Annotated in this window: 10 protein-coding genes and 2 pseudogenes; 8 read left to right on the top strand and 4 right to left on the bottom strand. The window is 58.4% G+C overall.

Annotated elements, in window-relative coordinates; translation table 11 throughout:
* Positions 1–118: 118 nt before the first annotated feature.
* Positions 119–2,146, top strand: coding sequence for a CocE/NonD family hydrolase (locus NKH70_RS32275; protein WP_353027201.1), 2,028 nt, complete (start codon positions 119–121; stop codon positions 2,144–2,146).
* Positions 2,147–2,194: 48 nt separating this feature from the next.
* Here the strand turns inward: NKH70_RS32275 and NKH70_RS32270 are convergent, their stop codons facing one another.
* Positions 2,195–2,335: a hypothetical protein gene (locus NKH70_RS32270; RefSeq protein WP_353027200.1), complete on the bottom strand. Its 141-nt coding sequence runs from the start codon at positions 2,333–2,335 to the stop codon at positions 2,195–2,197.
* 1,166 nt (positions 2,336–3,501) lie between these two features.
* On the opposite strand from NKH70_RS32270, the gene NKH70_RS32265 reads away from it, so the two are divergent.
* The 7 genes and pseudogenes from NKH70_RS32265 to NKH70_RS32235 form a co-directional block, all read left to right on the top strand.
* On the top strand, positions 3,502–4,992 hold the full coding sequence (locus NKH70_RS32265; RefSeq protein WP_353027199.1) for an ABC transporter substrate-binding protein: 1,491 nt from the start codon (positions 3,502–3,504) through the stop codon (positions 4,990–4,992).
* 24 nt (positions 4,993–5,016) lie between these two features.
* Positions 5,017–5,955, top strand: coding sequence for an ABC transporter permease (locus NKH70_RS32260; protein ID WP_353027198.1), 939 nt, complete (start codon positions 5,017–5,019; stop codon positions 5,953–5,955).
* 1 nt (position 5,956) lies between these two features.
* Positions 5,957–6,850 carry an ABC transporter permease gene (locus NKH70_RS32255; RefSeq protein WP_353027197.1) on the top strand — a complete coding sequence of 298 codons (894 nt, stop codon included), beginning with the start codon at positions 5,957–5,959 and terminating at the stop codon, positions 6,848–6,850.
* Positions 6,847–7,863, top strand: coding sequence for an ABC transporter ATP-binding protein (locus NKH70_RS32250; protein ID WP_353027196.1), 1,017 nt, complete (start codon positions 6,847–6,849; stop codon positions 7,861–7,863). Before NKH70_RS32255 ends, NKH70_RS32250 begins: the two co-directional genes overlap by 4 nt.
* Positions 7,860–8,894, top strand: coding sequence for an ABC transporter ATP-binding protein (locus tag NKH70_RS32245; RefSeq protein WP_353027195.1), 1,035 nt, complete (start codon positions 7,860–7,862; stop codon positions 8,892–8,894). The genes NKH70_RS32250 and NKH70_RS32245 overlap by 4 nt, the downstream gene beginning before the upstream one ends.
* Before the next feature lie 259 nt (positions 8,895–9,153).
* Positions 9,154–9,703 (top strand): annotated as a pseudogene (locus NKH70_RS32240) (CocE/NonD family hydrolase).
* A gap of 10 nt (positions 9,704–9,713) precedes the next feature.
* A pseudogene (locus NKH70_RS32235) lies at positions 9,714–9,848 on the top strand (CocE/NonD family hydrolase); the annotation flags it as partial.
* Positions 9,849–10,148: 300 nt separating this feature from the next.
* Here NKH70_RS32235 and dddP read toward each other — a convergent pair.
* The 3 genes from dddP to NKH70_RS32220 form a co-directional block, all read right to left on the bottom strand.
* On the bottom strand, positions 10,149–11,480 hold the full coding sequence (dddP, locus tag NKH70_RS32230; protein WP_353027194.1) for a dimethylsulfonioproprionate lyase DddP: 1,332 nt from the start codon (positions 11,478–11,480) through the stop codon (positions 10,149–10,151).
* A 142-nt stretch (positions 11,481–11,622) separates the two neighbouring features.
* Positions 11,623–12,654, bottom strand: coding sequence for a GlxA family transcriptional regulator (locus NKH70_RS32225; protein WP_353027193.1), 1,032 nt, complete (start codon positions 12,652–12,654; stop codon positions 11,623–11,625).
* Between the two features lie 83 nt (positions 12,655–12,737).
* Entirely contained in the window at positions 12,738–13,430 is a 693-nt protein-coding gene (locus NKH70_RS32220) for a cobalamin B12-binding domain-containing protein (RefSeq protein WP_353027192.1), read from the bottom strand.
* Positions 13,431–13,757: the final 327 nt, after the last annotated feature.

Below are 13,757 nucleotides of genomic sequence, written 5' to 3'. Positions count from 1 at the left end.
GTTGCCCGTCGAGTGAGTACCCCTGCGACGGGGCAGTGGCGCCAGCCGGTTCCCCTGCCATTTCTATTCAATCGTCGAAGCTCGTGCCGCGGGCGCGAGCGCATCAAAGGATCGCACCATGGATGATATCCGCGTCGTCACCGACTTCCCCCGAAAAGTGTGCGAGATCGAGAACGTCTGGATACCGATGCCGGACGGCGTGAAGCTTGCTGCCCGCATCTGGTTGCCGGAGGACGCAGAAGCCGACCCGGTACCTGCGATCCTCGAATATCTTCCCTACCGCAAGCGGGACGGAACGGCGGAGCGCGACGCGCTCACCCATCCTTACTTCGCCGGCCATGGCTACGCCGGGGTGCGCGTCGACATGCGCGGTTCGGGCGATAGCGAAGGCGTCTGCAAAGGCGAGTATCTCAAGCAAGAGCAGGACGACTGTCTGGCCGTGATCGCATGGTTGGCCCAGCAATCCTGGTGCTCGGGCAGCGTAGGTATGATTGGCATCTCCTGGGGTGGCTTCAACGGCCTGCAGGTTGCCGCCCGCCGTCCGCCAGCACTCAAGGCGGTAATCTCGCTCTGTTCGACCGACGACAGATACAGTGATGAATGCCACTATTTCGGCGGCGCGCTTATGTGCGAGAATTTGATGTGGGGCGCGGCAGCTTGGGCGATCGCCATGACCCCACCCGATCCCGCGCTTGTGGGGGGACGCTGGCATGAGATGTGGGAGCAGCGGCTGAACGGCAACGGCATCTGGCTGCAAGATTGGTTTGCGCACCAGCGCCGGGACGATTTCTACAAGCACGGCTCCATCTGCGAGAACTATTCCGACATTGAGATTCCTGTCTATGCCGTGGGTGGCTGGGCGGACGCCTATCCCAACGCGATCTTCCGCATGCTCGAGAACCTGCCGGGACCGCGCAAGGGCCTGATCGGCCCTTGGGCTCATAAGTACCCGAACATCGCCATGCCTGGGCCCCGCATTGGGTTCCTCCAGGAATGCCTGCGCTGGTGGGACCAGTATCTTAAGGGCATCGACACTGGCGTTGCCGACGAACCGACGTTGCGCGCCTGGCTGCAGGATCCATTGCCGCCCGCCGCCATCTACGGCGATCGGCCAGGCCGTTGGATCGCGGAGCCCTCCTGGCCGGCGCCGGGCATTGTCGAACGGCGGCTGGCACTCTCACCGGGTCGTCTTAGCGAAGGAGATGGCAGCGACGCTGTCCTCACGATCTGTTCGCCGTCCACCGCGGGGCTATCGTCCGGTGTTTGGTGCGCCTATGGCGTGGTGCCGGACCTGCCGGTCGACCAGCGCATGGAAGCCGGAAACGCCTTGGTATTCGAAACCGAGCCTCTTACGGAGGCGGTAGACCTTCTCGGCTTCCCGGAGTTTGAGGTGACCCTCTCCTCCGACAAGCCGGTGGCTATCCTGTCGGCCACGCTTTCGCTGGTGTTTGAAGACGGCGCAGCTGCCCGCGTCAGCTATGGCATTCTGAACTTGACTCATCGGCACGACGACCTTGACTTGACACCAATGACACCCGGTAAAGCGGAAGCAATACGCATGAAGCTGCGGTCCTGCGGACAGCGCTTCGAAAAAGGGCAACGCATAAGGCTCGCCGTCGCTACCAGCCATTGGCCTATCGTGTTTCCTAGTCCAGAGAAGGCAACTCTCGCTATACATTGTGCCGCCAGCAGGTTGATCTTGCCGGTGCGCAAGGCGAATGCTCTAGACTCCAAACTGGCGCCCTTTATGGAGCCCGAAAGCGCAGGGCCGATGGCACGAGAGGTCATCAAGCCTGGTCAACCTTTCTGTCGCGAGGTAACCACGAACCAAGCTACGGGCGAAACAACTTTCCGCCTCGCGAGCGACACCGGGACCGTGCTGCATCCACATACCGGGATGATCGTTTCGGCCAAGCACACCGACACACTTACCATGCATCCCGACGATCCAATCTCGGCGCGCGGCACCTCCAGTTGGGAAAAGTCCTACATCCGTGGTGACTGGAACGTCCACATTGCGCTCTCGGCCACCGTCCGCGCGCTGCGCGATGTATGGCGCATCGAGACACATATCGTCGCACAGGAAGGCGAGAAGCTTTTCCTTGAACGGGACGACGTGAAGGAGTTCGCTCGCGATCTCAACTGACCAGTACCCGAGTTGGTCCCGCTCGGGCCGGCCACCCCTGACCACTACTCACATCTTGTCTAAATCAATTGCCACTTCGAGCTTAAGAAAGCAGACAGCAGGCTCGATGCTGCCGGAAATCGTGACGACGGTATCCGGCAGGACAAGGGAGGCAACTTGGATCTCATCAGTTACCTTCGAGATGCCCATTGCAGTAGTCCAGCTTATCGACAGCTAGTTGGGGCGGATTTCTCATCCGGGAGCGATCTGATCGGCGGCTTCACCCCTGCGTTCAGTTAGGCTGCCGACGCGGCGCTCTCGATGGCGAGGGCGCTTTGTCGACATGCGGGAGTCCCCGTGCGACAGCTCATTCTTTGATGGCGCCTTACATTTGGAAGGAGTTCATGCCGGGGAGAACGCGTCGACAGCTCGCCTTTACTGGGAGAGCTTGCTCGGCCGCCCAACTGAAATCATTTAGGGTGGAAACTCTCTCGCGCGCAATCGGAGGACACGGTCGTTCAGCTCGGTGAGGCGATGATTAAGACGAAGATAATCCGTCCATGTTGGCGTGCGAAACGTCTCCATCCATTTCAAGGCTCTTCAAGATTGCCTTGCAGAGTCCAATAGCGTGCCCCCGACCCGCCTAGGCACATGCCTGCGCTCGTGCATCAAGCCCGCGAAGTTACAACACTACGGCCGGGTATCTAATATTCGACGTTATCACGATGGGGCCGCTTCTCGGCCTCTGACCAGCGCGACTACCGGGACATCGAATTCCTCTAGAAGCATAGGTCGGGCTCGGAATCGCGGCGCTCGCATAGAGGAAACACGACTCCGGAGCGACACTACGAGAGGTCCAGCGAACCTTCCAGCGCCAAAGCGAGGGGATGATCCTGCTACTGTGCCCCACACCCAGCTGCCGTAGCGACGCCGCCATCCGCTAAAGCTTGAAATCGAGTTTGTTCGCCCCACGACCGGCGTGGGCTCGCCAGTTGTACGCTGGCGCCGCCGCTTGGCGCGTTGGGCCGTGGCGTTATTGATGCGATCCAAGCGGGACCAGCCGATGGGGTTGCGCACGATCTCGGCAATTTCCGAAGGAAAGAGCGCGTCGGTACAGACCAGGAAGCTTCGATATGAATCAGTTTTATACCAGGCGCTATCTTTTCCGTCTGCGACTCTACCACCCTATCGTGTATTCGAACGGAAAATAAAGGCCCGAGTGAGGCGGCCGCAACTATGTCGCAGGCCGCCTTTCGGCAAGTCGCCCGGCAAAAGGGGGACCAACCATGGAGGATATGATGCAAAGTGTAAGCCGTCGCACCTTTCTTAGGTCCGGTGCCGTGCTAGGTGGGGGTATAGTCGCTGGGAGCCTGCCGTTGTCGCAAGTCATCTGGGCAGCCGAAGGCAAGGTGCTCAAGGTGCGTTCCAATGGAGACCTCATCACACTGGATCCCGCTTTCGTCGGACAAGCCGCGGAGGTAGACCTGATGAACTGCATCTATTCGAAGCTCACGCGCTACAAGCCGGGCTCCGAATGGGGCTGGGAGTTGGAGGCAGCAGAAAAGATCGAGCAGATTGACCCCACGCATATCCGCTTTCGCCTGAAAAAAGGCATTAAGTTCAGCGGTGGTCACGGCGAGTTGACGGCCAAGGACGTCAAATTCTCCTTCGAGCGCGTGATCAAGCTCAATTCACCCATCAAGCCGCATTGGGGCTCGTTCGATCGCGTCGAGTTGGAGGATGACTATACTGGCGTTATCGTATTCAACGCGCCATTTGCGGCTGTTTGGCTCGTTCCGCTACCTTATGCCGTAGGCCAAATCATTTCCGAGGATGCGGTAATGAAGACCAAGGACGGCGGTAATTTCGGTGTGAAGCCGCCAGCGTTCTCTGGTCCCTACGTGCTTGCCGACTGGAAACCTAATCAATATGCACTTCTCACGCGCAATCCGGACTGGTCGGGCCCGAAGCCAGGCTTTGACGAAATCCGCATCTTGCCGATCGACGACGTTAAGGCAGCGGAACGCGCTTATCAGGCGGGCGACGTCGATTTCACAGTCATCGGTCTGGATTCGCTCGCGGGTCTCAAGAGCAATCCACCCGCCAACACCGAGATCGCGGAAAGGGCCTCGACTCGGTACGCATGGATCGGCATTAATATGGATCATCCCAAACTGAAGGATATCAATGTCCGCAAGGCGATCCAATGGGCGATCAATGTGCCGCAGATTCTGGATGCTGCGTATGCCGGCCAGTCGACTGCGGCGACAGGCATTATTCCTCCAGGCGTTGTCGGGCATCGCGCCAAGACTCTCGTCCCGCCGGAAGGCGATCTTGCAAGGGCCAAGGAGTTTCTGGAAAAGGCCGGTGTGAGCGATCTAACCTTCAGCATCGATTGCGGAAACGAAAGCGTTAATTCAACTATAGCCCAGACGGTGCAAGCGCAATTGTCCCAGATCGGCATTTCGGTCGAGGTTAATCTCCGGGATTCCGGCACATTCTGGTCGCTCGGCATGGAATCGGAGGGGGATCGCTGGAAGGACTTGCAGCTCTTCATCATGACCTTCTCCGGTCTGCCGGATCCGTATGATTATGTGACCTGGTTCGTGCAAGATCAAGTGGGCGTATGGAACTGGCAACGCTTCCGCAGCGAGCGCTTTGACGAGCTCAACGCCAAGGGACTCTCCATTAGCGATCCGAACGAGCGGACGAAGCTCTACCAGGAGATGCAGGACCTCATGGAGGAGTCTGGCGCTTTCCGGTTCCTGACCAATGAGACCACTCCGGTCATGTATCGCACCGCGCAAATGCAGGCGGCAATGCGCCCGGACGGGACACCATTGTATATCGATTTCCAGCCGGTTTAGGCTCGAGCGATCGGATCCGGAACCGTGTGGCTCTATCTCCTGAAACGCACTGTTCTCGCGGTCGCAATTATTGTGATCGCGGTGACACTTCTCTTCGTGATGATTCATGCCGTGCCGGGCGACCCTGCCGTAGTTCTGCTCGGCCCACACGCGACGCCAGAGTTAATAGCGCGGCTTCATCAGCAGATGGGGCTGGATAGACCGCTTGCCGTGCAGCTCGCCTTCTTCTTCGGAGGGCTGCTCCACGGCGATCTCGGTTTCGACGTATTCAGCCAGAGACCTGTTGGCGATATCGTCTTCGAGCAATTGCCATATACGATCGAACTGGGCCTGGTCTCAATCTTGTCGGCGTTCACGGTTGCCGTGCCTCTCGGCTGTTACTCAGCCATGCGGCGCAACTCCGTGATCGACCAGGTCGTCGGCGTCGTGGCCGTCAGCACGATCGCCATTCCTTCCTTCGTCATGGCAGTCTACGCGCTGCTGATCTTCGCCGTCGCCCTCGGATGGTTGCCAGCCATCGGGGCTGGCAATGGCTTTTGGGACAGACTTGTCCATCTCATCCTGCCGAGCTTCGCTCTCGGAATCGGCTGGGTTGGCTACATCTCCCGACTGGTTCGCGCATCGATGCTCGAGACTCTGGGTGAAAACCACATACGCATGGCTCGCTCCTTCGGGATTTCGGAATGGCGCATCGTCGCGAATTACGCGCTGCCGCTCGCGATCCTGCCGACCGTGACCATCCTCGGCGTGGGCCTAGGGTCGCTGCTCTCGGGTTCCGTTTTTGTCGAGGTGATCTTCGCAAGACCTGGCATCGGCTCGCTGATCGTGAACGCGGTCAATACCCGTAACTACCCGATCGTGATGGGCGCCGTGCTCGTCACGACCTTCATTGTCGTCATCGCAACGACGCTTTCCGACTTAGTCAATGCAGCCCTCGATCCACGAACCCGCGAAGGGCTCTAACATGGCGAACGTTGAAGCCATCGGCGCTGAAGCCAACGAAGGGCAGGGGGCCGGCGCCTTTCGTATCTTCCTCCGGCAATTGCGCAAGAACCGTCTGGGTGTGCTCGGAGCAGTGCTCGTCGTGCTCGTGATGGCGAGCGCGATCCTTGCGCCGCTCATCGTCACGCATGACCCGATCCGCATCATGGTCGGGCCGCGTTTGGCAGACCCTTCACGGCTTTTTTTCCTGGGCACCGATCAACTGGGCCGCGACACATTCTCGCGCGTCATGATGGGCGGCCGCATCCCTCTCCTCGTCGCCTTCGCCTCCATTGGCAGTGCGCTGGCGGTCGGCCTCGTGCTTGGTCTCATCGCGGGGTTCGGGCCGCGCTGGCTGGACAATTTGCTCCTGCTTGTCTTTGATACGATCCGCTCGTTTCCCGGCATCATCTTCGCGCTGGCCATCATCGCGCTGCTGGGACCCAGTTTGGCCAGCCTCATTTTAGTTATCGCAATAGCCTCCATGCCGATCTATGCGCGTATCGTGCGCACCCAGACACATGCGCTTCGAAGCAGTGAGTACATCGCCGCAGAGCGCAGCATGGGCGCCGGAACGACGCGCATCCTCGCCGTGCACATGCTGCCCAACGTGATCGGTCCGCTTCTCATTCTCGTGAGCATGGACGTGCCGGCAGTCGTCACATGGGCGGCAGGTCTCAGTTTTCTAGGTATAGGCGTGCGTCCGCCGACTCCCGACTGGGGAGCGATCCTCAACGATGGCTATAACTATATAAACCAGACCCCTTGGCTCGTGATCGCTGGCGGCATCCCAATCATCCTCGCAACGCTAGGCTTCACATTTCTGGGTGAGGCGCTGCGCGACATATTTGATCCCAAGCTGCGGAAAGACCTATGAGACGCGACGATCTGATCCAGCGTACGTCCGCACGGCCGCGTCTTGAAATCCGTGACCTAAATCTCGATTTCGGTACACCGCGTGGGCGCATCCATGTCCTGCGTAACGTTTCGCTCGACGTGCCGGCCGCACAGGTGGTTGGCATAGTCGGCGAAAGCGGATCCGGGAAGTCGACGCTCGCCAATACAGTGATGGGCCTGCTTTCTGAAAACTCGGATGTCACAACCGGCAGCATCGTGTTCGAAGGTCGAGACCTGCTCAAAATGCCCGCTCCAGCGCGTCGGAGCCTGCTCGGCGATCGTCTTTCGATGATTTTCCAGGACCCGATGACCGCACTCAATCCCGTGCGGACTATCGAGAGCCAGATGATCGATATCCAGCACCACGAACAGGGAAGCCGGAGTGAAAAGCGCGCTCGTGCCCTCGAGATGCTTCACCGGGTCGGAATTCCCGATCCGCAAAGTCGTATTGGCGCCTATCCGCATCACTTCTCTGGCGGCATGCGTCAGCGCGTATGCATTGCCATGGCACTTCTTGTGAAACCCGCTCTCCTCGTCGCAGACGAGCCAACTACTGCACTCGATGCAACGCTGGAAGTGCAGATCATTCATTTGCTGAAGGATTTGCAGAAAGAAATTGGTTGTTCGATTCTCTTTGTATCCCACCACCTCGGCGCGGTGGCTGAGTTGTGCGACCGGGTCGCCGTCATGTATGCGGGAGAAGTGGTGGAGGAGGGAGCGGTCCGGGACATCTTCCACAATCCTGCTCACCCCTATACGCGTGCTCTGCTTGATTGCGACCCGGGGCGGATCCGAAAAAGCACACGCACTTTGCCAACCTTACCCGGCGAGGTGCCCAGTCTGCTGGGCAGCAAGGTAGGATGTATCTTTCGCACACGTTGCCGACATGCGTCCAACCGCTGTGTGCAAGAGAACCCGGTCGAGTACCGCATCGGCTTCGACCATGTCGCCCGATGCCATCTCCTCGACGAAGAGCGGTTGGTTTCGGCATGAGCGCGCTGCTTCGGGTTGAGGACCTGCGCGTCCGCTTCCGCACCATGGGTCCGCTGAAAGCACTTGCCACCGGCACAAAAGCCCCTTTCATCGACGCAGTATGCGGTGTGTCCTTTGAAATCCGCAAGGGCGAGACACTCGCCCTTGTCGGTGAAAGCGGCTCAGGCAAATCCACCATCGCGCGCACGATAATCGGCTTGCAGCGGGCTGTGAGCGGCAGCATCAGCTTCGACGGACAGGAAATTGAGGAGCTCAGCGGGGCTGAACGCAAGCCGTACTTGCGGCGCATTGCGATGATGTTCCAGGATCCGATCGGCTCACTCTCGCCGAGGCTGACGGTTCGATCGCTCCTGACAGAGCCTTTTCGCATCCATGGATTAAAGGATCACGATGCCGGAAGCGAAGCCGAGCGCCTGCTTCAGATGGTCGGCTTGCCGGCGGATTTTGCTCGCCGCTATCCCCATCAGCTTTCCGGCGGTCAGGCCCGGCGGGTGGGTATCGCGCGAGCCCTTGCGCTCAAACCCGATTTGATCATCGCCGATGAGCCGACAGCAGGCCTCGATGTCTCGGTGCAGGGCGGGGTGCTCAATCTTCTCGCGCGGCTTCAGGACGAACTCGGCATGGCGATCCTGATCATCTCGCACAATCTCAATGTCGTGCGCCACATGACCGATCGCATGGCGATCATGTATCTAGGTCGCTTTATTGAGGTCGGCTCGACCGAGCGTATCTTTGAGCACCCGCATCATCCCTACACCGAGGCGCTGCTTGCGGCCAACCCCGAGCCTGACCCGGATGCGGTGCTGAACAGAATCGAGCTTAAGGGCGAGGTCCCGAGTCTGATGAGGCGACCATCCGGCTGCGAGTTCCACACGCGCTGTTGCTACGCGCAGGATATCTGTAGCCACGTTTTCCCCCAATCTTCGGTAAGCCTTGAGAACCTGGAGCACAGCTTCAGGTGCCATTTCCCGCTGGAGCACATCCCAGCAGAGAAGTCGCACGCCCGATGGACCGCTGCGAGGTCAACTTGAAGCAGCGCGATTAACCATTCGACTTCGCGATCGCCTGTATTGTTGAATGGAAGGGACGTAGTTTGAATGGGCATTACAAAGAAGAACGATCGTGGCTCTGTAATGGGCATGGTTCCTCAAGACGTGAACGCGGCGCTTCTTAGCAGCAACAATGCAAGGACATTTTTGAGCACTACGACGTTTAGCCCCCAAACCCCACAGGCCGGGGGACGAACAGGTCCACGTAAGGGTGCGCGAAATCGAGAACATCTGGATTCCAATGTCCGATGGCACCAAGATTGCGGTGTGCATGTGGCTGCCGGAGGATGCCGAGGAGAGTCCGGTGCCAGCGCTGATAGAGTATATCCCTTACCGAAAGCGTGATTCTTACCGGCTATTTGATGAAAGCATGCACCCCTACTTAGCTACCTATGGATATACTTGTGTACGGCCGGGGATCGGGGGATTCCGAGGGATTGCCGCAGTACGAGTATGTTAAACAGGAGCAGGATGACGGTGCCGAGATCATCGCGTGGCTTGCCAGGCAGCCCTGGTGTACCGGCAGGGTCGAAATGTTTGGACTTGCCTGGGGCGGTTTTAGCGCCCTACAGGTGGCTGCTCGAAGTCCACCTGAACTCAAGGCGATCATAACGGTTTGCTCGACCGACGACCGCTATACCGACGACGCGCATTACACCGGTGGCGTAATTAACGATGCTATGATTTTTGAATGGGGTGTCCGCTGGGCGGCTTATTGCGGGCTTCCGCCCGATCCCTCGATCGTTGGTGACCGCTGGCGCGACAGTGGGTCGAGTGTCTCTCCAATTTGACTTCTATCCCATGAATTGGCTGGCACACCAGCACCGAGACGCATTTTGGAAGCACGGGTCGATTAGTGAAGACTATGCCAGCATCGAATGTCCCGTGTATGCCGTGGGAGGCTGGAGTGATCCTTATTGTTGCACGGTTGCGGGCATGCTTGCCAACCTCAAGTGCCCGCGCAAAGGGCTTGTCGGCCCGTGGGGACACCAATATCCCAACGAGGGCGATCCTGGACCTGCGGTAGATTGGCTCACGGAAGCGCTGCGTTGGTGGGATTACTGGCTCAAGGACATCGATACGTCGCATATGGTTCCAATCGCCTGCGAGCGTGCCCTCGACAGATCGATCGTTGGGATCGTCAAGCTGAAACCGCATCGGCGAGATCGACTTCTGATGGGCGCGCTCGATTGTACGACAACGACGCCGGAAAAACCGGATAATCAGTGTCCGTTGTTACACCATCAAAGCCGCGTCGAACGGGCATTTTGTGAGGTTTTCAAAGCCGTTTTCGACGATCAGCACCTGCTCTTCCAGCTTCACGCCTTCGCGCCCACCAACTGCGCCAATGTAGGCCTCCACGCACAGGGTCATTCCCGGCTCGAGGACGTAGTCGAATGCGCCACGGATAAAGTCCTCCGGATATAGGATTGCTGGATATTCGTCGCACAGTCCGATGCCATGCATCATGACGCCATATCGCTGCTCGACGAACTCCGCCGGAAGCTTGTGGCTGCGCTGCGTGAGTTCGGTGAACGAGACGCCCGGCTTTAGCATGGTCATGTTTGCAGCCACGTGCTCGTACGCGATGGCGTGCAGCCTTCGCTGTTCGTCGGTGGGCCGGCTGTCACCGCAGTGCCAGGTGCGGGAGAAATCCGCACACATGCCGTAAGGTCCAACCATATCGGTGTCGAAGGCGACGAGGTCTCCTGACATTACCCGGCGCGGTCCAGCTTCTTGCATCCAGGGATTCGTGCGCGGGCCGGAAGTCAAAATGCGTGTTTCGATCCACTCGCCGCCGCGTGCGATGTTTTCGGCATGGAGCACTGACCATAATTCCGTCTCAGCTATGCCGGGCTGCAAACGTTCTCGCATTTTGGCAACGGCAATCTCACAGGTCGCGAGTGAGCAGCGCATCGCATTGATTTCGTCAATCCCCTTGATCGCCCTAGCATGCTCCATAAGCTGCATACCGTTGTAGACTTCAATGCCGAGTGCATCCAGCGCACGCAGGCCGGGGATCTCGATCTTGTCGACGGCGAGACGTCGGTTGTTGCAGCCAAAGCGGCGCAGAAGTTCGTCGATTTGTCCGGCAAAGTCCTTGGCGACTGCTTCCTCTTCGTCCCCGGCGACGAAATAGTAGAAGCCAGCGCCGCCATCCCGGATTTCGTTGATGAGCGGCAGATATGTCGACAAGTGGCTGCAACGATGGAAGTCCCAGAGAACGACATATCCATCGGCTGAAACGAACACAGCTCGGGACGGATTGTGCATGATCCAGATATGCATGTTCGAGGAATCTGAAGCGTATCGTATGTTCAGCGGATCGAAGCACAGCACGCCAGCATAGTCCCTTTGGCGGAGTTGCTGAACAATCCGGTTAAGCCGGGTCTTGCGCATCCGCTCAAGGTTCGGTGTGGTGAGGCCTAGCGCTGCCCACTCTGCGAAGGCGACATCGGTCGGTCCGATTTCCACTCGATCGTTGTCATCGATGCTCCCATCCGGCTTCAGCGCTGTCGCCCCTCGCGTAGGATCAATTTTGTTGTTCACGATCGAAAACGAGGACATGCGAAGCGTTCCCAGGTAGTTTAGGCTTGGAAGGGATCTAAGACCGGATTCGCTAGCTGCTAAAGGCGGAAAAAATATCGACCGACATAAGATCAATTCATCCGAGATTCGCGCTATGATGCTCATAGTCGCCGAGCGAAGGTCAGCCTCGACAGGCACTGGGATTGGCGCCGAACGCTTCGCGGAAGCATTTCGAAAAATGCGAGGCGGATGCGAAACCGCAGGCGATCGCGATCTCAACAATCGGCAACTCTGTTTGCCCAATGAGACGCTTAGCGCGGCTAAGTCTCAAATGCAGGTAGTAGCGCATTGGCGATGACGACACGGATCGTGCGAAGAGCCGCTCGATCTGACGCTGCGAACGACCGACGCATTTTGCAATGTCGCGGAGGGGCAGCGGGTCCTCAATGTGCTCCTCCATGATCCGAATGACTTCTTCCATCGTCTTGCAGATGCCGGTTTCACCAGCATTGATGGTCCGTTGTCTATCCGAAGCAGGGCGCCAATGTCCGGCAGTCGTATGTCGGCAGACAGCCAATGCGGTGTCTCTGCCAAGGCGTTCGCTGATTAGCTCCATCACGAGGTCAAAGGAGGCGAACTCTCCTGCGCAAGTGACGAGGTGAGTATCACCAACGAACAGCCGGTCGGTCACCTGGAGGCGGTCAAATTTTTCAGAGAGAGCGGCCCTTTGGTCCCAATGGATTGTGCATGCGCTATCGTCGAGCAACCCACTTTCCGCCAGCAGCCATGTCGCGGTGCCCAACGCCGCGATTGGAACCCCCTGCCGCTTGCAAAGCCGAAGAATCTTGCTGAGGGACGTCGACGTCTGCTTTTGGACCCATTCCCCGGCGCAGACAATGACCATGCTTGGCCCTTTGCCGGCCTGAACGCATCCTCCAGTGCTGGCAAAATCGCTGTCGACCGACAGGATGAACCCGCTGGCGCATTCAACCGGCTGGCCATCCAAGCTTGCAATCGTCCACTCGAAGAAGGATCGGCCGGAGATGGAATTCGCGAGGCGCAGTGGATCCACGAAGGATGAAAGGCTGAGTAGCGAAAATCCGGGAAGTGCAAGGATAACCAGTCGGTACACGTCTTGAGTGTCGATCACCTTCCGGCTGGGATTCCATCCCACGATCCGCGAACGGTCTCCCGCTGAAAATGGCGCATTCATAAGGTCATAGATCCTCGTTGATGATGATCAACATCGAGCGGCCGCGTTGGCACCACCGTCTTACAGGATGGGCGCCGCGGCCATCAACCGCGCACGTTGTGCTTGCGCTTCATGAAGTCCTTGGCGGTTTCGACCGCCACCGCCGCGTCACGGCAATAGGCGTCAGCGCCGACGGCCTTGCCGAATTCTTCATTAAGAGGCGCGCCGCCGACCAGCACGACATAGTCGTCTCGAATGCCCTTTTCCTTCATGGTGTCGATGACCACCTTCATGTAGGGCATGGTGGTGGTGAGCAGCGCCGACATCCCGACGATGTCCGGCTTATGCTCCTCAATCGCTGCCATATATTTCTCGACGGCATTGTTGATGCCTAGATCGATGACGTCGAAGCCGGCGCCCTCCATCATCATGCCGACGAGGTTCTTGCCGATGTCATGGATGTCGCCCTTGACGGTGCCGATGACCATCTTGCCTTGCTTCGGCGCCCCGGTGGCGATAAGCAGCGGACGCAATATGAACATGCCGGCCTTCATTGCATTGGCGGACAGAAGCACTTCAGGCACGAACAGGATGCCGTCGCGGAAATCCTCTCCGACGATGCGCATGCCTTCAACCAGCGCCTGCGTGAGCACGGCGTAGGGCTGCCAGCCGCGATCGAGAAGGATGTTGGTGCCTGTTTCGATCTCCTCCTTCAGTCCGTCATAGAGATCGTCATGCATCTGCTGCACCAACTCGTCGTCGGAGAGTTCGGAAAGGATGATCTCCTCGTCGGTCATGGCGGGTCACCTCGTGCTTAAATTTCAAAGGAGGTCGGCACCCCATCCTCAATGGGGCACCGACCCAGGCTTCCGGTTGGAGCCTTGGGAGTTGTTTCAGACTGCAAGCCGGAATTTCCACAGATCAATCTGGAAGGCGGGATGAATACTATAGTTCTTCACCTTCGTATGGCTGTACAACTTTTGCGAAAGTGCTGCATACCGAATCCTGAGGGATCCGCTCCAAACCTGTCATGATCTAAATGTCATCTCGAAGTGGGATGGGGCCTTGGAGATGAGATGCATAACCATCTCGCCCTCAAGGCGCACTCGCTGACCCTGGACATC

Origin of the sequence: Mesorhizobium sp. M0991 (assembly GCF_040318915.1) — a bacterium.
Lineage (GTDB): Bacteria > Pseudomonadota > Alphaproteobacteria > Rhizobiales > Rhizobiaceae > Mesorhizobium.
Note: the sequence above shows the minus strand (reverse complement) of the source record. Positions and strands in the feature narration are given on the sequence as shown.